The 20,444-nt window shown below is 37.5% G+C and carries 19 protein-coding genes and 4 pseudogenes; 7 read left to right on the top strand and 16 right to left on the bottom strand.

The features are described from left to right. The first annotated feature begins 54 nt into the window (after nt 1–54). Nucleotides 55–1,225 (top strand): annotated as a pseudogene (gene argE, locus L3081_RS04105) (acetylornithine deacetylase). Nucleotides 1,226–1,315: 90 nt separating this feature from the next. Here argE and L3081_RS04100 read toward each other — a convergent pair. The 5 genes and pseudogenes from L3081_RS04100 to metB form a co-directional block, all read right to left on the bottom strand. Further along, nucleotides 1,316–2,689, bottom strand: a complete 1,374-nt coding sequence (locus tag L3081_RS04100; RefSeq protein WP_242283684.1) for a hypothetical protein — start codon at nt 2,687–2,689, stop codon at nt 1,316–1,318. A 155-nt stretch (nt 2,690–2,844) separates the two neighbouring features. Then, complete coding sequence (gene metF / locus L3081_RS04095; RefSeq protein ID WP_242283682.1) at nt 2,845–3,735, bottom strand: methylenetetrahydrofolate reductase; 891 nt, start codon at nt 3,733–3,735, stop codon at nt 2,845–2,847. After that, a complete protein-coding gene (locus L3081_RS04090; RefSeq protein WP_242285533.1) occupies nt 3,735–5,012 on the bottom strand; it encodes a hypothetical protein in 1,278 nt (425 codons plus the stop codon). The genes metF and L3081_RS04090 overlap by 1 nt, the downstream gene beginning before the upstream one ends. A gap of 58 nt (nt 5,013–5,070) precedes the next feature. Next, the gene (locus tag L3081_RS04085) at nt 5,071–6,174 is read right to left on the bottom strand and encodes an amino acid kinase family protein (RefSeq protein ID WP_242283680.1); all 1,104 of its coding nucleotides are present in this window, start codon (nt 6,172–6,174) and stop codon (nt 5,071–5,073) included. 48 nt (nt 6,175–6,222) lie between these two features. Beyond that, a pseudogene (gene metB / locus L3081_RS04080) lies at nt 6,223–7,392 on the bottom strand (cystathionine gamma-synthase). Between the two features lie 252 nt (nt 7,393–7,644). Between metB and metJ the strand changes: the two are divergent. Next, nucleotides 7,645–7,974 carry a met regulon transcriptional regulator MetJ gene (gene metJ, locus L3081_RS04075; RefSeq protein WP_242283679.1) on the top strand — a complete coding sequence of 110 codons (330 nt, stop codon included), beginning with the start codon at nt 7,645–7,647 and terminating at the stop codon, nt 7,972–7,974. Nucleotides 7,975–8,042: 68 nt separating this feature from the next. Here the strand turns inward: metJ and hemE are convergent, their stop codons facing one another. Both hemE and L3081_RS04065 read right to left on the bottom strand, forming a co-directional pair. Then, nucleotides 8,043–9,110, bottom strand: coding sequence for a uroporphyrinogen decarboxylase (gene hemE / locus L3081_RS04070; RefSeq protein ID WP_242283677.1), 1,068 nt, complete (start codon nt 9,108–9,110; stop codon nt 8,043–8,045). A 658-nt stretch (nt 9,111–9,768) separates the two neighbouring features. Further along, nucleotides 9,769–10,974, bottom strand: a complete 1,206-nt coding sequence (locus L3081_RS04065) for a GGDEF domain-containing protein (protein ID WP_242283675.1) — start codon at nt 10,972–10,974, stop codon at nt 9,769–9,771. 155 nt (nt 10,975–11,129) lie between these two features. Here L3081_RS04065 and L3081_RS04060 point away from each other — a divergent pair. The 3 genes and pseudogenes from L3081_RS04060 to L3081_RS26360 all read left to right on the top strand — a co-directional run bounded on the left by L3081_RS04060 (nt 11,130) and on the right by L3081_RS26360 (nt 12,514). Then, nucleotides 11,130–11,607 (top strand): annotated as a pseudogene (locus tag L3081_RS04060) (acyl-CoA thioesterase). A gap of 14 nt (nt 11,608–11,621) precedes the next feature. Then, entirely contained in the window at nt 11,622–12,242 is a 621-nt protein-coding gene (locus L3081_RS26365; RefSeq protein ID WP_274620320.1) for a S1/P1 nuclease, read from the top strand. Continuing rightward, nucleotides 12,239–12,514: a S1/P1 nuclease gene (locus L3081_RS26360; protein WP_274620319.1), complete on the top strand. Its 276-nt coding sequence runs from the start codon at nt 12,239–12,241 to the stop codon at nt 12,512–12,514. The genes L3081_RS26365 and L3081_RS26360 overlap by 4 nt, the downstream gene beginning before the upstream one ends. 49 nt (nt 12,515–12,563) lie before the next feature. Here L3081_RS26360 and L3081_RS04050 read toward each other — a convergent pair. Then, nucleotides 12,564–13,821: pseudogene (locus L3081_RS04050) on the bottom strand (glycosyltransferase). 172 nt (nt 13,822–13,993) lie between these two features. Beyond that, the gene (locus tag L3081_RS04045) at nt 13,994–14,770 is read right to left on the bottom strand and encodes an FKBP-type peptidyl-prolyl cis-trans isomerase (RefSeq protein WP_242283674.1); all 777 of its coding nucleotides are present in this window, start codon (nt 14,768–14,770) and stop codon (nt 13,994–13,996) included. Nucleotides 14,771–14,945: 175 nt separating this feature from the next. Here L3081_RS04045 and L3081_RS04040 point away from each other — a divergent pair, with 175 nt between their 5' ends. Further along, nucleotides 14,946–15,977 carry a WD40 repeat domain-containing protein gene (locus L3081_RS04040; RefSeq protein WP_338027098.1) on the top strand — a complete coding sequence of 344 codons (1,032 nt, stop codon included), beginning with the start codon at nt 14,946–14,948 and terminating at the stop codon, nt 15,975–15,977. After that, nucleotides 15,978–16,220, top strand: a complete 243-nt coding sequence (locus L3081_RS04035; RefSeq protein WP_242283672.1) for a SlyX family protein — start codon at nt 15,978–15,980, stop codon at nt 16,218–16,220. A gap of 32 nt (nt 16,221–16,252) precedes the next feature. On the opposite strand, the gene L3081_RS04030 is transcribed toward L3081_RS04035, so the two are convergent. The 7 genes from L3081_RS04030 to L3081_RS04000 form a co-directional block, all read right to left on the bottom strand. Next, complete coding sequence (locus tag L3081_RS04030; protein WP_242283669.1) at nt 16,253–16,744, bottom strand: beta-ketoacyl-[acyl-carrier-protein] synthase family protein; 492 nt, start codon at nt 16,742–16,744, stop codon at nt 16,253–16,255. Next, nucleotides 16,716–17,474 carry a beta-ketoacyl-[acyl-carrier-protein] synthase family protein gene (locus L3081_RS04025; protein ID WP_242283667.1) on the bottom strand — a complete coding sequence of 253 codons (759 nt, stop codon included), beginning with the start codon at nt 17,472–17,474 and terminating at the stop codon, nt 16,716–16,718. Before L3081_RS04025 ends, L3081_RS04030 begins: the two co-directional genes overlap by 29 nt. Beyond that, nucleotides 17,467–17,733: an acyl carrier protein gene (locus L3081_RS04020; protein ID WP_242283666.1), complete on the bottom strand. Its 267-nt coding sequence runs from the start codon at nt 17,731–17,733 to the stop codon at nt 17,467–17,469. Before L3081_RS04020 ends, L3081_RS04025 begins: the two co-directional genes overlap by 8 nt. Continuing rightward, nucleotides 17,720–19,306: an apolipoprotein N-acyltransferase gene (gene lnt / locus L3081_RS04015; RefSeq protein WP_242283664.1), complete on the bottom strand. Its 1,587-nt coding sequence runs from the start codon at nt 19,304–19,306 to the stop codon at nt 17,720–17,722. Before lnt ends, L3081_RS04020 begins: the two co-directional genes overlap by 14 nt. A gap of 28 nt (nt 19,307–19,334) precedes the next feature. Beyond that, nucleotides 19,335–19,520, bottom strand: coding sequence for a hypothetical protein (locus L3081_RS04010; RefSeq protein ID WP_242283662.1), 186 nt, complete (start codon nt 19,518–19,520; stop codon nt 19,335–19,337). Further along, complete coding sequence (locus L3081_RS04005) at nt 19,517–20,065, bottom strand: archaeosortase/exosortase family protein (protein ID WP_242283660.1); 549 nt, start codon at nt 20,063–20,065, stop codon at nt 19,517–19,519. Before L3081_RS04005 ends, L3081_RS04010 begins: the two co-directional genes overlap by 4 nt. A gap of 123 nt (nt 20,066–20,188) precedes the next feature. Continuing rightward, complete coding sequence (locus tag L3081_RS04000; RefSeq protein WP_242283659.1) at nt 20,189–20,392, bottom strand: YheV family putative zinc ribbon protein; 204 nt, start codon at nt 20,390–20,392, stop codon at nt 20,189–20,191. Between the last annotated feature and the right edge of the window lie 52 nt (nt 20,393–20,444).

Genomic DNA, 20,444 nt, shown 5'->3' with positions numbered 1-20,444 from the left:
TAATAAGCATAACTATTTAAGCTTTTTTCTCATGATTTTTTATGGATATTATTTATGCCACAACTGCCAGATTTCACTCAATCCTTGACACAGTTAATTGCCTGCCCATCAGTTAGTTCAACCCAACCTAGTTGGGATCAAGGAAACCTAACAGTGATTCAATTACTCGCCACATGGTTCGAACAGTTAGGTTTCACTATTGAGATTCAAAAAGTGCCAAATGTGCATAAAGGAGGCGATAATAAATATAACTTATTGGCTAAATTAGGCAGCGGTGAGGGTGGATTATTATTGGTCGGTCACAGCGATACGGTTCCTTTTGACGAACGCCGCCGAAAGTAACCCTATGGATGTTATCAATAAAGATGATAAATTTTTTGGTTTAGGCACCTGTGATATGAAAGGATTTTTTGCTTTTATTTTACAAGTATGTAAAGGCTTAGACGTTAAGAAATTAAAGAAACCATTGTATATATTAGCCACAGCAGATGAAGAAACAACAATGGGCGGAGCACGTTTTTTTGCACAAAGCCAAGCGATCAAACCCGATGTGGCGATTATTGGTGAGCCAACAAACTTGGTACCTGTTGTAATGCATAAAGGGCATATGTCGCATCGCATTAGTGTGCAAGGTCAGTCTGGACATTCGAGTAAACCAAGCCGTGGTGTGAATGCTATTGAGATCATGTATGAAGTCATTGGTGAACTCATTAGTTTACAAGAAAAGTTTAACCTCAATTACAATAACGAAAGATTTGATGTACCTACTCCTACGCTCAATATGGGCGCAATCAATGGCGGTGATAATGCCAACCGTATTTGCGGTTATTGTGAACTTGACATCGATCTGCGTTCCTTACCTGGCATGAGTGATGATGAACTTCTGAATTGGTTAAGCGAATCATTAAAACCATTAGCTGAAAAATACCCTGCCAGAATTAGTTTTGAAGAGTTACACCCTAGCTCTCCAAGCTTTGAGCAATCTAAAATGCCGAGTGATGAAAATTGCTTAGTCAGTATTGCTGAAGAAATTAGTGGTCACAGTTGTTGTGCGGTAAATTATGCTACTGAAGCACCTTTTATTCAGCAGCTTGGCTGTCAAACCATTGTGCTAGGGCCTGGTTCAATTGATCAAGCACATCAACCCAATGAATTTTTAGCTCACAGTGAAATTGAAAAAACAGACAAATTGCTCATGACGATGATTCAGCGGTACTGTTTTTAATTTTAATTTTAATTTTAATTTTAATTTTAATTTTAATAAACAATGGACAGGGGATATAGTTCCCCTGTTTGTAACGATAATCGCTAACACTTAACCATTATCGCTTCTATTCCATAATTTTTGATGTGTTTTAACAGAAAAAAATTCATTGGCGTGCCAACACCTTGGTAATAAATCAAGCTGTTGTCTTTCTTGATAATTAGACGATAACAACTCAAGAATTTCATTCAGGCGTTCTTTGCTTAAAGAAGCAACTTTCTTTGCCATATGCGGAAAATACAGGTTATTTTGCTTCTTCACTACAATATTGTGACCATAACCAATAAACGTTAGTTTGCGGGTGGTAATTCTACAGTGTGGTTGTTCTGGGTGTTTAGGGTAAAGTCTATTCACAATAGCATACTCATAACACTCTGCTTGATGCCCATTTTCATCTTCTGGCATATAGATAACACCATACCCTTGAGGAAACATACCAACAATTTCATAAAGCGTATCCACAACTTTTTGAGAGCAAGCCCCTATTTCAGCATTTTTATTTAATACCTGAAACACTTTAGGTAGAACTTTGTAGTTATAGTTGTCTTTGGTCGACAAAATAATAGACACGTAAATTTGAGGGACTTTTAACAGATTACCCACCCCTTGTTTTGCCTTAAAACTACTTTTTATTAAGGTTTTTATAAATTGGTGCTTTAGCTGTTCGTCAATAACAAACTGATTTCGTTCGGGTTTAGAGTTTCCAGTATAACTAGGTATACCGACACCATTTGTTATATAGTCAAGTGTCTGTTTATGATTGATTTGTAGTAATTTTTTTCTTTCTTCAATGGGTAAAGTTCGATGAGGATCTTGATTTCCATCAGCGCCACGTAAAATAGTTTGGGCGTGAGTATGGTTATGACCAATATCTTGTAAAAGTGCTGCCATAATAAGGGGGACTTTTACTAGATTTGTAAAGCGCAACCGCGCATCAGCATCAAACTCAACAAACGACTTTCCGTCAAGCTCAGCTAATACTTTAAGAATGTATGGTTCATTAATTTCATTGTTTAACAATAATCTATCAAGTAATCGTAGGCTTAATATAGCTTTATAAATTGCTTTGCATCGTTCATTATTCTCAGCAACTTTTTTACCTTCAGTCGGGCTAAGCAATTGAATAGTACCCAGTAGTTGAGCCGACTTTCTATTACTTTCCTCAAAGCTGTCACCTTCTGCTAGTTCGAGTATTCCATTACAAACCTCTTGTAAATGCCCTTGACGTTCTTTCTGCTGTAACTTATTTAACGCTTCACTTTCAGCGCTTTCCGGCACGTTTGACGCAATAAATTCATGATGATCAAAATAACTAATTGCATTTTCAAGTATTGAGTCGTTATGGACACTTCGACCATAGGCTTTTGAAATCAAAACCTGAGTTTGACGTGTGTAGTGAGTTTGATGCTTAAGCACTTTAGCCATGTGTGTAGCGAATTAGGTATTAAATAAATACTCATAATGCTAGAAATAACAGAACTAATCAAGAATAACAAAGGAGTAAAAGGTGATAAAAACAATAAACTTAAACAGGCACTTCCTTATACCTGTTTTTATGTATTTTAAATAAGATCAGCTGCCTATTTTTGCGGGCGTATACCTAAGGTATGACACAAAGCATAGGTAAGTTCAGCTCTATTTAACGTATAAAAATGGAAATTTTTAACGCCTTCACGATTAAGTACTTTAACTTGCTCCATAGCGATATTTGCACCCACCATGCGACGTGTCATTTCATCATCTTCCAAGCCCTCATACATTTTAGGCATCCAACTTGGTACATGAACATTAGTTAAACCAAAGAAACGTTCTAACATTTTGTAATTTGTTACCGGTAAAATACCTGGAATAATCTCAACGTCTATACCAACGGTTACACAGCGATCTCTAAATCTTAAGTAAGATTCAATATCAAAGAAAAATTGACTGATAGCGCGATTAGCCCCCGCGTCAATTTTACGTTTCAAATTAAGTAAATCAAATTGTGGATTAGGCGCTTCAGGATGACCTTCAGGGTAAGCTGCCACAGAAATATCAAAATCAGCTACATCGCGTAAAAGAGCCACTAGATCCGAAGCATACATAGCAGGTTTTTCATCGCTATTAGGCAAATCGCCTCGTAAAGCCACAATATGGCGTACACCGCTTGCCCAGTAATCTTTGGCTATTTGCACTAACTCGTCGCGATTAGCGTCAATACACGTTAAATGTGGCGCGGCAAGTAAAGCAGTGTCTTGTTGAATACGTTTAATAATATCATGAGTTCTATCGCGCGTTCCTGAGCCTGCACCATAGGTTACCGAAACAAAATTAGGTTTTAACGGCGCTAAACGTTCTATTGAATTCCACAGCGTTGTTTCCATTTCAGGGGTGTTCGGTGGAAAAAATTCAAATGATACCTGCACGTCATTGCTGATTTCACTTAGGCTTCGGTTTAATGCTTCCACTTGTCTTGCATGGCTATAACTCATTAGTTTATCCCCTTTATTTTAACTTGGTTGTGCTTGTGAGCTAATTGCTGACAAATGTTCACTAGATCTGAATGTAATCCGCCCGCAGTAACATCTCGCCCTGCGCCTGGACCACGTATAATTAATGGATTTTCTTGATACCAATGACTGCTAATTTGAAAAATATTGTCACAAGGCGTTAAATTGGCAAAAGCATCAGTATTTGGCAACACTTCTAAACTCACTTTAGCTTGAAGCTTGCCAATTTCATTCACACTTAAGCGCGCAACATAACGTATACAACATGCCTTGCTATTAGCATCAGTTAAGGCGCTAGCAAAGTAATCATCTAATTCATTCGCTCGCGCTAAGAATTCATCTTTACTCACGTTCTGTAATGACTCTGGCACTAAATTATTGCATTCAATATCACCCGCCGATAATTCAAAACCAAACATACGTGCTAAAATGAGTAATTTACGTTGTACATCACGGCCCGAAAGATCTTCACGAGGGTCTGGCTCAGTAATACCTTGTTCAAGAGCACTTAAAAGTAATGTAGAAAACGCGACTGAACCGTTATATGTTTCAAATAGCCAAGATAATGTTCCTGAAAAAATGCCTGCGATTGCCGTAATAGTGTCGCCACTATTATTGAGATCTGCTATAGCATAGTTTATCGGTAAACCCGCACCTACTGTGGTATTGCCTAACCACAAACTGTGATGCTTATCTGCAGTATTAACCAACTGATTATAGTGTTCAGTTGTGGATGATGCGGCCCACTTATTGGCACCAATAACGTGAATTCCTTGTTTGAAAAAATCTTGATAAAGTAAACTGAACTCTTCACTTGGCGTAATATCAACAACAATTAAATCATCATAAGGGTGATTGCTTAACCACGACAACAATTGCTCATGGTTATACGGTTGGGCATCTTGCTTAAATAGCGTTAGCGCCTTATTTACATCAATACCATCATTATTTATCAGGGCTTTTTGCGACGATAATAAACCCACCACATAAATATTTTCTAAGGCATAAATACGATTTAACTGCGCGGGTAATAATTCAATAAAGCGCTCACCAATATTACCTAACCCCGCAATAACCAACCCAATATGTCGCGAGTCTTTAACCATATCATGATGTACATTATTCAATAATTCAGTACTGCATGGTTCAGACAACAATGCAATAACACTATGATTATTGTCACTAGCAACTAAGCACAATGGTTGCGCACTTTTTAAAGACCGTTTAAATCGTGCTTTAACATCTCCACGTTGTGCAATGTTATAACCAACAGTGGCGATAATAGCGACAGATCTAAACGTTACTTCTACATCATGGTCAAGCTAACCATTGACTCAGGGCCTTTTGCTGTGATTGATTGATAACAACAAAGCCTTGTTGAATGTCAGCACAAATAGGTGAAAACTCTTTCAATACTTGAGCCGCTTTATCTCCAATAAAACTAGCTGATTGCGCCAATAAAAGATCATTCAAATACGTTACTGATAACTCCTGTTTGGCAATGTGACCAAATTTACCGATTTCAGTGCCCTGCACTTGCGGATCAAAGCTACTAGCTACATGTAGATGGCAATGATGAGACAGACTTTCGTTAACTAAGGGGGTTAATGTTTTTGCGTGTAAAACCGGATTACCAAGTCGCCCTAACTCTTTCGCTACACCATTAGGTAAACGGTGTAGTTTTCTCGCATTAGGTACTACACGAGGGTCGGCACTATAAATACCATCAACGTCTGTCCATAAAGTGACATTAAAAGCCCCCACTAATGACGCCATAATCGTAGCAGAATAATCACTACCATTACGCCCAAGGGTACAGGTTATCCCTCTGGTATCTTGACTAATATAGCCTGTAATTACCGCTAATTTTCCAAACTGTAAATGTGTTTTAAGCTGCGCGCTACTTAACGCATGGTCAACGGTGCAGGATTGTTCGTTATCAATGACTAAAAAATCGCGAGCGTCGATGGCGTTACTGGGACAAATTTTTTCGTTAAGCAAAGCAGAGAGTAACCGAGCTGACCACAGCTCACCAAACGCTAAAATATCATTTCTGTGGTGAATAAAGTCACTCGATAACCATTGCGTCAACTGCACAATGTCTTTTAATAAAAGCTGTGTTAATTGCTTTGCATTTTTTTCGTTTAGTATTTCACTAATCAGAGTTGATTGCTGAGCCTGTAATTCTGCTATAGATTCGGTAAAATCACCATCTTCAGCAAGATTAAGCAGGCTAAATAAATAATCGGTCGTTTTGCCATTAGCAGAAACTACAACAATATCATTTAACTGACAATTTTGACGAATTATCTCTAAAACACGTTCTATACATTGTGCATTAGCTAAAGAGCTTCCGCCAAATTTATGAACATTGATCGCATGCTTTTCTAGTTTATTTTTTGGTGCCTGTAATTCTGTCATGTTTTATTCTATAAAATCGTAATAGTTGTAGTTTCGCTAAATATAAACTTAGCGACTTTGACTTTGTTCTAAGCCGTGAGCTAAATCTGCTAGAATATCATTAATGTCTTCTATGCCTACTGAAATTCTTACTAATGACTCGCTGATGCCTGCGTCAAGTCGAGCGCTTTCTTCCATACCTGCATGAGTCATGGTTGAAGGGTGGCAAATTAAACTTTCTACACCACCTAGAGATTGAGCTAAGGTAAATAAGGTTAGGTTATCAAATAGTTTTTTCACTGCTTCAACGCCACCTTTAACATTAAAGCTTAACATAGCACCAAAACCACTTGTTGTTTTTTAGCGATATCATGACCTGGATGTTCTTTTAGCCCGGGGAAGTATAACGCATCAATTGCAGAATGATTTTTCAAAAACTCAGCCACTTGTTCGGCATTTTCTTGATGTTGTTTAATACGTAGAGGTAAAGTTTTCAAGCCACGTAAAGCTAAAAAACTGTCAAAAGCACTGCCGGTAATACCGATACAATTTGCCCACCATGCTAACTCTTCACCTAATGACTGATCTTTCGTTACTAAAACGCCGCCAACTATATCACTGTGGCCGTTAATATATTTAGTCGTGGAATGAAAAACAATATCTGCACCCAACGTTAGCGGTTGCTGTATAGGCCGGCGATAAAAAGGTATTGTCGACGGCAACTAAAGCACCAACATCGTGGCAAAGCTTGGTTACCCGTTCAATATCTACTACGCGTAATAATGGATTACTCGGACTTTCTAATAACACTAACTTAGGCTTTTGTGCCAGTGCTTTTACTAAAGCATCTTGATCGTTTTGATCCACAACAATTAGTTTAAATTGTCCACGCTTTGCTAAATGAGTAAATAAACGAAAACTCCCACCGTAACAATCATGCGGAATAACCACTAAGTCATCCGCTGATAACAGCTGACAAAGTAACAATACTGATGACATCCCCGTGCTAGTGACAATACCAACACACCCTTGCTCTAGATCAGCAATCGCTTGCGCAAATAACGCGCGGGTTGGATTTCCGGTACGAGAATAATCGAACTCTCGTTTGTCGTTAAATCCTTTCAATGAGAAGGTGCTAGATAAATGAATAGGCGCAACCACGGCCCCATGATGCGTGTCAGCATTAATGCCGGCGCGTACTGCCGATGTGGTAATATTTTTAATCTTAGCCGTAGACATTTTTATTCCTTTTTCTCATTAACAAACGTAGTAAATCTATTTAGATGTTTGGACGTCTATAACTCTAAACACTTTAGTTATTTAGGTCAAGATATTTTAGACATCTAAACTTCTACTTGACTGAATTTCTGCAACCAGTAGAATTGCATGATTAAGAAGAAAAAAGTATATCTTTGGTAAATTCATTTTATTATCAAAATAATCACTAGCAGTTACATCAATTGAAATAGCAATACTAACAGAGGAATTTACATGGCTCAGTGGAATGACGAATATATTAATCCCTATGCCGAACATGGTAAAAAGAGTGAGCAAGTAAAAAAGATTACTGTCTCAATTCCTTTGCGTGTATTAAAAGTATTAACCGATGAACGTACTAGACGCCAAGTAAATAATTTACGCCATGCGACTAATAGTGAATTATTGTGCGAAGCCTTTTTACACGCATTTACCGGGCAACCTTTACCTGACGATGAAGATCTAGCTAAAGATAATGGTGAAAAATTACCCGCTAGTGTCCGTCGCATCCTAGAAGAAAAAGGAATAACTGATTTTAGCGCTTATGAAGTAGATGAAGACTAACAATTGATGGTTTAGATAAATAGCGAGCACACATTAGCTCGCTATTTTTTACACAACAGAGGTCTGTTCTATTTGTGATATGGTTTACTTAAACGATGAACTGACTCGATAAAATGTCCAAGATGCTCAGGGTTAACATCAGGATGAATTCCATGTCCTAAGTTAAATACGTGCCCTGTACCACCTTCTCCGAAGCCTGCTAGTATTTTTTCAACTTCTTCTTCAATACGTGGTAATGGTGCGTATAACATGGAAGGATCCATATTCCCTTGTAAAGAGACTTTATCACCGATACGTGCTTTGGCATTATCAATATCAATAGTCCAATCAAGTCCTACCGCGTCACAGCCTGTCGCCGCTATGTCTTCTAACCACATACCGCCATTTTTGGTAAATAATGTTACCGGCACTTTTCGGCCATCATTATGTCTTGTTAATCCATCAACAATTTTATGCATGTATTGTAATGAAAACTCTTTGTAATCACGTGGCGATAAAACACCGCCCCAAGTATCAAAGACCATAACCGATTGAGCACCAACAGCAATTTGCGCATTTAAATATGAAATAACAGAATCCGCTAACTTATTCAGTAATAAATGCAATGTTTGTGGCTCAGCAAACATCATTTTTTTAATCTTAGTAAAACTTTTAGAGCTACCACCTTCAATCATATAGGTTGCAAGCGTCCAAGGACTTCCCGAGAAACCAATCAATGGTACGCTACCATTGAGTTCTTTTTTAATCGTACGAACCGCATTCATTACGTATTGTAATTCAACTTCTGGATCGGGAATGCCTATTTTATCTACGTCAGCTTTACAGGTAATAGGACGTTCAAATTTGGGACCTTCACCCGTTTCAAAATATAAACCTAATCCCATGGCATCAGGAATAGTTAAAATATCACTAAACAAAATGGCTGCATCAAGTGGAAAACGACGTAATGGCTGAATAGTCACTTCACAAGCTAAATCAGCATCGCGGCATACAGACATGAAATCACCTGCACCTTTACGTACTTCACGATATTCAGGTAAATAACGACCTGCTTGTCTCATCATCCAAACTGGCGTGTAATCCACTGGCTGTTTTAACAACGCACGTAAATAGTTATCATTTTTTAATTCGGTCACCAATAAATCCTCTCATTCAGTCATCGTCTATTCGCATTTATGCGCGCACATTCTAGCATTAGCCGTATTATGAATCTATGCGCCAAATCAATTCCTTTCTTATCGTGATAAAAAACACTAAACAAAAAATATTTCAAAATTGTTACATTTACCTTGAAATTATCAATATATGTAACAATCAGTTACTTAGCTATGATGAAGGTAACTTATCCCTTTGTACGAAAGAAATCGTCGAGTTTATGCTCTATTAAAGTTGTTGCAGTGGTGAAATTGCTTTGCTATAAAATACCTGCAAAACAAAGAAGCGCCGATTAATAATAAAAATACTTCTGCAAATAAATAATAAGAATCTTGATTAACAAGACCATAAAGCGAGCATTTCAAGCCTTTCTCATTGAGAAAGGCTTTTTTATTTTGATTGTTTTATTTTCTTACAAAAAACTGAAGTATTGCTGTGATCCTTCGCTAAGCAAGTCAATTGTATATATACCCAAACAAATTCAAGATGTAGGATTCAGCCGAATTAGAGACGTCTAAACAAACCATGCTCATCGTTGCATCTGTTTTAAGGGACTAATCATTAATAAAAGATGCGCCTTGTTCATGATTCACTCAGGCGTCCTGAAACGAGCATCTTGAAGTAACTTGGGTATATGAGTTACTGGTGTTTTTCCGGCGTAGGAAGGCGATGTACAGAGGCACTGTGTAACTTTACACCATTGCCACCACTATTTTTAGCATGAAAGAGTGCTTGCTCCGCAAGTGAGAGCAACTGCAACCAGTGAATATGCTCTCCCTTATTCGTTGCTACACCAAAACTTGCTGATACATTGAGGCGCCCATCCTTGTGAATATTAAATTCAGGGTATAAGACACTGTATCGTAGTTTTTCAGCAATCAATATTGCTGTTTCAGCATTTGTGTCTGGAAGCAAAAGCACGAAGGCCTCGTCTTCATACCGTGCTAAGATATCATACTGGCGTAAACACCCCTTTAGTCTGGCACTACACTCTCTTAATAATTTATTACACAGCTGATGACCAAATTTTTCATTTATTTGTTTAAAGTAATCTACGTCTATTAATATAACTGACAGGGGTTTATTTTCCCGCTGAGCACGTGAGACTACATTCAGAGCTAGTTCATCGAAAGCACGACGGTTATAAATGGTCGTTAAAGGATCAATGGTTACTTGGATAGCCAATTTATTGGTTAATTGTCGGCTAGCGCTTAACGTTAGGGCGAAACAACTGGTGATAGAAATAAGTAGTAAGGCAATAAGTGAGAAAGCATGAATAATACCTGCATCCATAAAATTATTTAATGTGGCTTCATGAAAGGTAAAATAAATACGCAATAAAAAAACCACGACAGCAAAAAGAAACGAAAATACAAGCACGCGGCTATAAGTTGCTATTAGGTTATTATGCTTTGTTAATACTTTAACGCACACGAACAACGAGAAAATTGCCATTATCGTACTAATGGTAATAATCCTAGCGTTAATATTAACGTAAAAATAAGTGAAATAAACAAAGGCAACAAGCATTATCAACAGCATAAAAATAGCCATTTTCTTAAATGCAGAATTGTCATGTTTTAAAAACTTCAACACCCCCATGATCAATAAACTAAAAGCAGCAACAATCGCTAAATTAGCAATAATAATAGAAATAAAATCAGGTATATAGTGGCGTAATCCTAAAAGAGCAAAGCCAAACGAAAACAATAAATAACTGTAACCTAACGCTTTAAACCCAAGAAAAAATGGGTGTATACGTGCAAAAAGTAACGAACCACTCCCCAAAAACAAACCTAATAAAACGTTTGTAAATATCAGTGTTCTTATGTCAAGTCCTTCCATCTATACATCAAGGAGTTTATAAAATAATATGTTAATTATAGATCATATTTTCATTAAAATACGCTAAAATTCCCGTCAACATGACAAGTAATTGTTTGCTAATCATCGATTAACCATATAAATTCCCTTTAACCAAGATTTTAAGAGAATAAATAATGAATAACCCACAACGTGATATCACTTTACGATTTTTAGCTGAGCCTCAAGATGTCAACTTTGGCGGTAAAGTTCACGGTGGCGCCGTAATGAAATGGATAGATTTAGCCGCTTATGCCTGTGCAGCCGGTTGGAGTGGGCGTTATTGTGTTACCGCCTATCTTTGGGGGTATTCGTTTTGTTGCACCCATTCATGTGGGCAGCTTAGTCGAAGTAGAAGCGAAAGTGATTTATACTGGCAACTCGTCTATGCATATCGCCTTAGAAGTCAATGCGTGTGACCCTAAATCATTAAATCGTCGAATCACAACACATTGTATTGTGATTATGGTGGCGGTTGATCAAAATGGTCAATCTGAGCGAATTCCCAAGTGGATTCCTGAAACAGAGGAAGACAAAAGACAGCATGATAGCGCGATAAAATTAATGGAAATGCGTAAGCAAATTGGCGAAGAAATGCAAATTTTTGTTGAGTAAGAGAGTGATTGATAATGACTAAATTTATTGCCGTAACGGTTTTTATTCTTCTTTATGTTGTAAGTACCCCAAAGAATGCTATGGGTAAACTCGGTCATCAAATTGTTTGCCAATTAGCCTTTGAGCATCTTTCCGAAACGAATCAAAATAAAATCACTGCGTTGCTCAAAGACATTCCTACTCAACATAAACGATTGATTAATCATTATAATTATAAAAAAGAAGATAAACCAATAACATTTGATAATGCGTGTACTTGGGCTGATGCAATAAAACGTATTGAAGAATATCGTTCTTATAATGCTTGGCATTATTTAAACGTTACACGTGCAAGCACTCATATTAGTGAAAATGAATGCAGTAAAAACTGTTTGCCTCAAGCAATCATAACGCATCAAAAACGTTTAGCTAACCCACAAGTCGGGCAAACAAAAAATGAAAAAAAATGGCTACAAATTCAATCACTCATGTTTTTAGGTCATTGGCTTGGTGATATTCATCAACCCTTACACATCAGTTTCGCCGACGATATGGGTGGCAATAAAGTGAAATTTTCTCACTTTGATACCAAGTGCGGCAATCTGCATTGGTATTGGGATGAATGTATTTTCTATAAAGAAAAAAAGGTAAATTGAAATGGTTAGATTTACTCAATAAAAATTGGAAGCAATCATCTCAACCTGCTTGGCAGACTAAACAAGTATGGCAATGGGCCAACGAGTCTTACCAAATAGTAACCCAAGCTAACTTTCACTATTGCCAGATAACTGAGCAGGGGCGATGCGAAAAATCTAAAGAAAAAATAAAGCTACCTCAAAATTATTTACAAGAATTTCAACCCGTAATGGCACAAAGATTATTACTTGCGGCACAGCGTTTAACGAATATATTAGAAGCATCTTTGTAACTTGGTAGCTTGGTAACAAGCAACACGTCTTGAAAATTATGATAGGTCGCTAAGATTTATTCTTAGCTTCAATCCATTGAGACATATATTTTGTGCTTTTATGATGATGATGATTAAGCATACTGCCAATAAAATTATCTTGTCTGTGTACGGCTAAATTCGTTAATACTTGCGTTAAACGACTTTCAAATGCTATAAAATTCTTATGCTGTTCAAATAACAACTGAGCATTTTTCTGGCCTAAATCGCTAGCACATCGCCAAGCAGCCTCATCTTGATAAAGCTTTACCGCGGCATTGGCAATACTGGTGGCATCATTAGCGACCTCTCCGGCCCACGGTAATTGTGTTTGCATACCTTCTATACCAATATGAGTGGTAACTGATGGCGTTGAACATAACATGGCTTCTGCTAACTTTCCTTTTATCCCGAAGACCAAAACGCAAAGGCGCTAAACAGATACGTGCAGCTTGCATCTCTTTAACAGCATCATCAACCCAACCTTTCACTATAAAACCTGATTTTTCATCATGTAGATCGGTTGCTTTGGGAGGTGGATACGCGCCGCAAATGTAAATTTTAGCGTTAGGTAATTGCTTGCGAATAAGAGGCCAAATTTGCTGCTTTAACCATAAAACTGAATCCCAATTTGGCGGGTGGCGAAAATTTCCAATAGAAATAAAGCCTTGCCGTTGTTCAAAATCCGGATTCGTTTTTTCTAATTGATTTTGGTCAAAAACAAAGGGTAGATAGTGCAGTAAATTTGCATCAACCTTGAATACTTCAATCAATAATTCAATTTCTATAGGAGAAATCATTAAGGTGAGATCACAACGAAAAATAGCCGCGATCTCTCTCTTCGCTAAATCAGAGCAGAGTATGTCAGAGTACAGTAAATCAGAATGCAATAACGCCAAATCATCTACACTACGATTTTTTTTATACGCATCATGTCTAGCATGACGTAAACAAAATAAATCTTCTGTATCTAAAATTCTTAATGCTTGTGGGCATTGTTCACTAACACGCCAAAACTGTTCTTCCATCATAAAGCGATCAAACATCACTACATCAGGTTGTAATGTGCTAATAAATTCATCGAAACTGGAACAATTAAGTTTGATATCCTCGCTATTTACATTTAGCGCTTGTAAATCAACCATATGCTCCGTCGGTAGTGCAGGGCTAGCAAAACTCACTTGATACCCCTGCTGCTGAAAAAATGCGATAAGTTGCAACATACGACTACCGGCTGCAGAAGAGTTAGGCTCAGGCCAAACATAACCGATAATTAGGAGTGTGTTCATGTGAGGGATAATAAAAAGATTATAATGATGGAGTATACACTTTATTTGCGTTTCATGGCACTGAGATATGATTCACATTCAACAAAAAAGTCACTAACAATAACTCGTTAGTGACTTCTAAAGTCGTTATTTCTCCCCTAGTTATATTACTACCTAGGCGAATCAATAAGGTTTATTGTTCTGCAGGTGTATCGCCTACTTGTGGAGCCGGCTCGCTTTTTTGAATCTCTAATAATTCAATTTCAAATTGTAATACTGAATTTCCAGGAATTCGTGGCGGATTACCATTTGGTCCATAGGCTAAATCAGAAGGGATAGTGAACTTGAATTTAGAACCAACTGACATTAATTGTACGCCTTCAGTCCAACCACTAATTACACGGTTTAGAGGAAATACAGCAGGTTCGCCACGGTCATATGAACTGTCAAAAGTTTCACCATTTAAAAACGTTCCTTTATAATGTACTTTCACCGTATCCGTTGCTTTCTTTGGTTTATCACCTTCAGCAGCGGTAAGTACTTCATATTGAATACCAGATTCAGTAACCATTACGCCTTCTTTCTTAGCGTTTTCTTCTAAGTACTTTTGTCCTTCGGCTAAACTACTTTCAGATGCTTTTAACGCCATTTCTTGTTGTTTAGTTTTCATTGTTTCATCAAGGCTCATCATCAAGGCTTTGATTTCTTCTTTTTCAATGGCTGATTTGTCGTTAATACTATCAACAAAGCCTCGTACGATTAATTCTTTGTCTAACGCTAAACCTAGTTTGTCATGCTCATCTAAATTGCGTTGCATATACATACCAATCGATGCACCTAATCCATAAGCTTGCTTTTGAATTTGTGTGTCTAATACTGGTGCTTTGACTTCTTCCTTTTTAGCGCCTTCTTGACAACCGACAACAGCAAATAATGCAACAGCAACTAAAGTGGGTTTAAAAAATTTCATTTATTTCTCCGTAAAAAATCATAATTGGAGAATCCCCCAATCCATCTATTATTTTAGTTTTTACTTTCTATTGACGCTTTTACTCTCTATTGTGCAAGTAAATCAAAGATAAAGTTAAACAATTTAAAAAAACGCCTTATACTAACGAGAAATGCTCAAATAAAAAAGTATTAATATGTTGCTTAATTTTTCAAAGACTAAAAAACACCGCTTAACTGCTACCGTGTTATCGGTAACTAGCCTTTTAGCAATGTTATTTTTACAAGCTTGCTCCCCCTTAACAACCAAACCTTTGCAACGTTATCAACATTCAATTGAAGGCAGTTATGCTGCTGATATTTCTAACGATGGCAAATGGAGTGTTAGTTCATCGATACACCACGGTATTAGTGCTTGGGATTTAGATAAAAATGCACTGATTTATCAATGGTCTCAACAGCAAGACAGCAGTGATAATTTAGTATTAGCCATTGATATAAGTGACAACAACAGCCATGCGCTAACAGCAAGTAGAGAAAATTTTGCACTGTGGAATATAAAAACAGGACACTCTGAAGGTTATTGGAAAGTTCGAGAATCTAACATTCGTGATATTGCGGTGAGTAATAATGGTGATTACTTACTTATCGGCAAAGGCAATGGTACTGTGGTACATGTTGCAGTAGATACAGGAAGACGTTTAGAGTTTTTGGGTCATACAGAAAAAATTAACACCGTTGATATGATGCCTAATGGTAGAGTGGCCATGTCAGGTGGCAATGATTTTATAGCTTACGTTTGGGATACAAAATCTGGGCAAGTGATTTATCAATTCAATCATACCTCAAGAGTTTCTAAAGTTGCATTAGATCCATTAGGTCGGTTTGCCTTTTCTGCCGACAGTATGAAATCTGCACATATTTGGGATTTAAAGACTGGCAAATTAATCAGCACCCTACAGGGAACTAAACGCCAAGAAGTGTTTAGCTCGGTCCGTTTTTCTCCTGACGGTACAACGTTAGTCACGGGTGCTGCTAGTAGCAAAGTGAGTATATGGGATATTGCGACAGGCAAACGTACCACTAAATGGCATGTTACGCCCAAAGAAGCAAAAATACCTACGGGGGTAGTTGTGTATAGTGTCGCATTTAGCGATAATAACACCTTATTAACTGAAAGCTCGTCTGGCTATGCTGAGCTTTGGCAACTTCCGATGAAAACAAAATAAATGACTTTAACTACGCAGACACAAAGCGACAGAAAAATTCTTGAAGAGCGTATTGATGCCCTTGAATCGCGCAATCTTTTTCAAGACGATGTTATTGAGCAACTCAGTGAAGAATTAGCCGTGCATCAAACACAACTTTCTGAATTAAAGGCACAAATTCAATTAGTTGCTAACCGCTTAAAAGATGCCGGCAGCTTATCTTCAGGTAAAGATGACGTTGAGCCTCCACCACCGCATTATTGATAAACCAACATTGCTACACCAACTTTTCAACACTAGATGGTTTCAAAAATTAAAGACACATTCAACCCACCAAAAGCAAATGAATTGCTTAAAATCCGCTTGATTTTAGCTTGAACAGGTTGGTTTGAAACCAAGTTGATTGAACACAATGGATCAAGTTGGGTAAAGTTGGTTGTGGGAGGAACTGTTTGATTTTGTATCGCAAGAATTGAAGCAATTACTTCAACAACGGCTCCTGCACCTAACATATGCCCATGAATCGACTTTGTTGATGAAACGAATGGTGCGCTTATCGCCTCTGAAAACACCGTATTAATTGCTTGGCTTTCAGTTTTATCATTTTGTAATGTTCCTGAGCCGTGCGCATTGATATAATCAACATCCGAGCTTGTTAACTTTGCATCATCCAGAGCGGCTTTCATTGCCTGCTCTGCGCCTTCAGATAACGGCTGAACCGCGTTATGAGCATCAGAGCTCATACCAATACCTGAAAGCTTAGCGTATATTTTTGCCCCTCTTTTCACGCGCGTGTATTTCCCGCTCTAAAATTAAGGTGCCTGCACCTTCACCTATCACTAAACCACTTCGGTCTAAAGAAAAAGGGCGACATGTATCAGTTGATAATACTCTAAGACCATCCCATGCCATAAAATTGCCTTTCGTAATACAGGCTTCAGCACCTCCCACTATCGCGACATCAATCAAATTACTGCGTAACATCAGCGCCGCCATGGCAATGGCATGCCCAGAGGAGGAACAAGCAGACGAAGTAGAAAAGGTTGGTCCCTTAATGCCAAACTTCATTGATATTTGACTTGCGCCGGCACTAGGTAACAATTTAGGTACCGTAAACGGATGAGTTCGAGTTTTTCCTTGTTCAAATAATTGTGCGTAAGCAGTTTCTATTGTTTGTTGACCACCAATACTAGAGCCGTGCACAACACTAATACGTTGTGGATTTACCGTTGTGAAATCAAGTGCTGCATCGGTAATCGCTTCTTGCGCGGATATAAGCGCAAATTGTGCAAACCTATCGAGCAATTTAAGTTCATTTTTTGAAAAGTGCTGCTCACTGATATAATCTTTAACTTCGGCGGCAATATAATTGGTATGGTCATCCGTCTTGAATAAACTAATTTCTCCCATTGTATTATTCGTCGGCTGCGTAGAAAAAATCGTTTTTCCAAATTCAGGTATACTATTACCTGCAGCTGAAATACACCCCATGCCGGTCACAACAATTTGTTCAGTCATCGTGCGACTCTTTTTCAATAAGTGCAGTAACAATAGCTAAAACCCCTACAAAACTATTGCAGTCAAAACCGTCTTTTTGCAAGTCAACTTCATTTGGTATTTTGATATCAAAGGCTTCTTCGATATCAAAAATAATTTCAACCACTGATAATGAGTCAATATTAAGCTCTGCAAAACTACTCGCTTGGTAAAATTCATGCGATGGCATTTCGGTATATTCTGCAATAATTTCTTCTATTTTTTCTTTAATTTCTAACATTTGATTTCCTGCCGAACAATACAATTACCAATGCCAGAGACATAAATAAGTATTTGATCAAATTGGGATATTGTGAATAAAAACTTGTTATTGGCTGAATCTCTATTTCATTAATAGAATAGCCAAGAATATTATCGTCGATTTTAGAGGAATCAAGCAATCGACCATATGGGGTAATAATACCGCTGACCCCTGTATTGGTCGTTCTCACCAAGTACTTTCTAAATTCTATCGTTCTAAAAAGTGCTAAGGCATAATGTGTATTTTTGCCGGCAATATGAGCAAACCAGTCATCATTAGAACTATTGATAAGTATCTCTCCACCTTTTTTAACACCGTTACCTACAATCTCTGTAAATACAGCTTCATAGCAAATCAGCGGAATAACGTGAATAACATTATCATTATTTTTTATTGTTAATAAAGTGCTTTGGTTACCAGGTTTGTAATTAGGAGCATAAGGAAACAGATCTTTTAGCCAAGGCATACTTTTTTGAAAGGGAATGTATTCACCAAAGGGTAATAACACTTGTTTGCTGTATTCTTGTGTTACACGCTTATGCGCAATTAGCTCCATAGTGTTAAAGTAACTACCGTTTTCATTGATATCACTTTCAAAATGGTTATTAGCCGGTTTTATCGTGGTCATAAGCAATGTTTTGCTTGGTAAGTGCTTTTCAAAATACAGTTTATCTTCAGGGTAATATTGATAAGAAATAGGAACCGGTACCTCGGGAAAAACAACAAGGTCTACATTCTGATTTTGTTCAAGTGTATCTAACACTGGCGTTAGTAGTGTTTGCTGAGTTTTCCAGTCGTTACGTGTTCTGTTTTTAATATCAATATTGGGCTGCAGCATGGCAATGTGGAGTGTCTTTCCTGCTTTACCATCAAATACTTGTGATTGCGAAAGTCGATAGTCACCATAGGCAATATTAGCAAAAAATAACGTTATCGCTAACAATAGACAGCCTTGCGATTGACGCCTATTGGTTTTAACCAAAGTAATAGCATTTGCTAAAAGAAAATTTATACAATGGATAATATAAAAAACTAACGGTACACCACCAACATCCGCCAATTGAATAAACAAAGGCCTTTTGTATAACGCATGAGCTAAATTACCGGGCAAAATATGCGGTATATAATTCACGAGTACCGTAAAAATAACAGCAGAGCTTAGTGCCCCAACGACTGAATATCCCGACTTAAGACGAACATGAAACCAACAAGCAATGGCATAGGGAAGTGCAGATAAAAAGCAGAAAATAAAAACAAATGGAATGACAAGGTTCGCCTGCGTGGATGTTATTTCAGAAATACCATTAATCGCCCACCAAATACTGCACATCCAACCTAGCGTGGCTGCCAGTAGGCCTAAAAAAAATGCATTTCTGCCCGAGCTATTGTTCAACGCAATGACAACAGGCACTAAAGTAAGCCATGCTAAATCACCCAATCCACCACTTGGAAAGGCAAAGTAAAATAAGGCAACGGTGGTGAACGCCATTACCAGATCAAAGCATTGCTTTTTCTTATTCTCAGACGGTTCGGCTTGAGTTCGGGTTAACACTGCTATTTTTTATCCAGAAAACGTGCGGTTATTTTCTTTTACGGTAAAGGTAGGCAACAAAAATAATCATAGCAATTTGTAAACTAAGGTTCATTGAGGGTACGGTTGAACCAGTCACAGCGCCACCTCCCCCGCCTCCGCCACCGGCAGCAAGTGCATTGAATGAGAAAAGCATCAGTATTATGACAGCAACAAACCACTTAATAATAATCATATACAACGATTTCCTTTAAACTTTTTATCTAGACCTAATATAACAACTAATGCCGTAGCAAAATTTATGGCTTGCCAAATATATAAATGAAACATATCAAAAGCACTATTTTGATTTTTTACTACATACAGTAAATGCGCGATCCTCACAATATTCTCACACTGTAAAATGAATATTGCGATGAGAATCATTTTAACTTTAACGTGCCATGTATGTTCAAACGCTATGATAGCGGAACATACACTAGCAAGAAGCATTAACCCTGTGCAACTATTATCCACAATCAAAAAACCAAGAGAATCTTGATGAATCAATAGATTACCATCAATTACAATAGAAGAATCTACCATACTATAGAGCAACCCTACAGCATGGGTGATACTACCTTGGATTATGGCTGAGAAGTTAGCTTGTAAAACATAAACAACTAACTGCAAAATAACGACTGTTAAAATAAATTGAGTAAAAAAATTCAGTGTTATCGATTTTTTTAGGTATTCACTATTTTCAAACATCGAGCCCATACCTAATGGATAATTCTTCATAAAACAGTATCATTTTTCAAAACTGAATCCTATGAATAATTTAAAACGCTATCACGTTAACTCATTGTGATGACTGTTATTTGTGAGTATATTTAGGTTTAATTTTTATATACATGTGTGTCGTTATTGTTTAAACACTCCAATAACTTGCTCATGTTGACGCACAACTTCTTCAACTTGCGGTTCGCTTTGGGTCATTTCTTCACCGCAACTCACACACGTCGCTTTTTCAACGCCATCTTCTTTAGTTAACGCCATCGTGTCTTGCTCATTACATTTTGGGCAAATAGCCCCCGCAATAAAACGTTTTTTCTGCTTCTTTGTCATTCGCAATACTCTACTTCATCAATTAAGGGAAAATAATCAGGATATTCGCTAT

Origin of the sequence: Colwellia maritima, from assembly GCF_022669015.1 — a bacterium.
GTDB lineage: Bacteria > Pseudomonadota > Gammaproteobacteria > Enterobacterales > Alteromonadaceae > Colwellia > Colwellia maritima.
The sequence above is the reverse complement of the archived record's forward strand: the minus strand, read 5'-3'. Positions and strand labels throughout refer to the sequence as shown.

Excerpts from the sequence above, each read along its gene's own strand:
- L3081_RS04100 (WP_242283684.1), bottom strand. The coding sequence starts at position 2,689 with ATGGCTAAAGTGCTTAAGCATCAAACTCACTACACACGTCAAACTCAG.
- metF (WP_242283682.1), bottom strand. The coding sequence starts at position 3,735 with ATGAGTTATAGCCATGCAAGACAAGTGGAAGCATTAAACCGAAGCCTA.
- L3081_RS04085 (WP_242283680.1), bottom strand. The coding sequence starts at position 6,174 with ATGACAGAATTACAGGCACCAAAAAATAAACTAGAAAAGCATGCGATC.
- metJ (WP_242283679.1), top strand. The coding sequence starts at position 7,645 with ATGGCTCAGTGGAATGACGAATATATTAATCCCTATGCCGAACATGGT.
- L3081_RS04065 (WP_242283675.1), bottom strand. The coding sequence starts at position 10,974 with ATGGAAGGACTTGACATAAGAACACTGATATTTACAAACGTTTTATTA.
- L3081_RS26365 (WP_274620320.1), top strand. The coding sequence starts at position 11,622 with ATGACTAAATTTATTGCCGTAACGGTTTTTATTCTTCTTTATGTTGTA.
- L3081_RS04045 (WP_242283674.1), bottom strand. The coding sequence starts at position 14,770 with ATGAAATTTTTTAAACCCACTTTAGTTGCTGTTGCATTATTTGCTGTT.
- L3081_RS04040 (WP_338027098.1), top strand. The coding sequence starts at position 14,946 with ATGTTGCTTAATTTTTCAAAGACTAAAAAACACCGCTTAACTGCTACC.
- L3081_RS04035 (WP_242283672.1), top strand. The coding sequence starts at position 15,978 with ATGACTTTAACTACGCAGACACAAAGCGACAGAAAAATTCTTGAAGAG.
- L3081_RS04025 (WP_242283667.1), bottom strand. The coding sequence starts at position 17,474 with ATGACTGAACAAATTGTTGTGACCGGCATGGGGTGTATTTCAGCTGCA.
- L3081_RS04020 (WP_242283666.1), bottom strand. The coding sequence starts at position 17,733 with ATGTTAGAAATTAAAGAAAAAATAGAAGAAATTATTGCAGAATATACC.
- L3081_RS04010 (WP_242283662.1), bottom strand. The coding sequence starts at position 19,520 with ATGATTATTATTAAGTGGTTTGTTGCTGTCATAATACTGATGCTTTTC.
- L3081_RS04005 (WP_242283660.1), bottom strand. The coding sequence starts at position 20,065 with ATGAAGAATTATCCATTAGGTATGGGCTCGATGTTTGAAAATAGTGAA.
- L3081_RS04000 (WP_242283659.1), bottom strand. The coding sequence starts at position 20,392 with ATGACAAAGAAGCAGAAAAAACGTTTTATTGCGGGGGCTATTTGCCCA.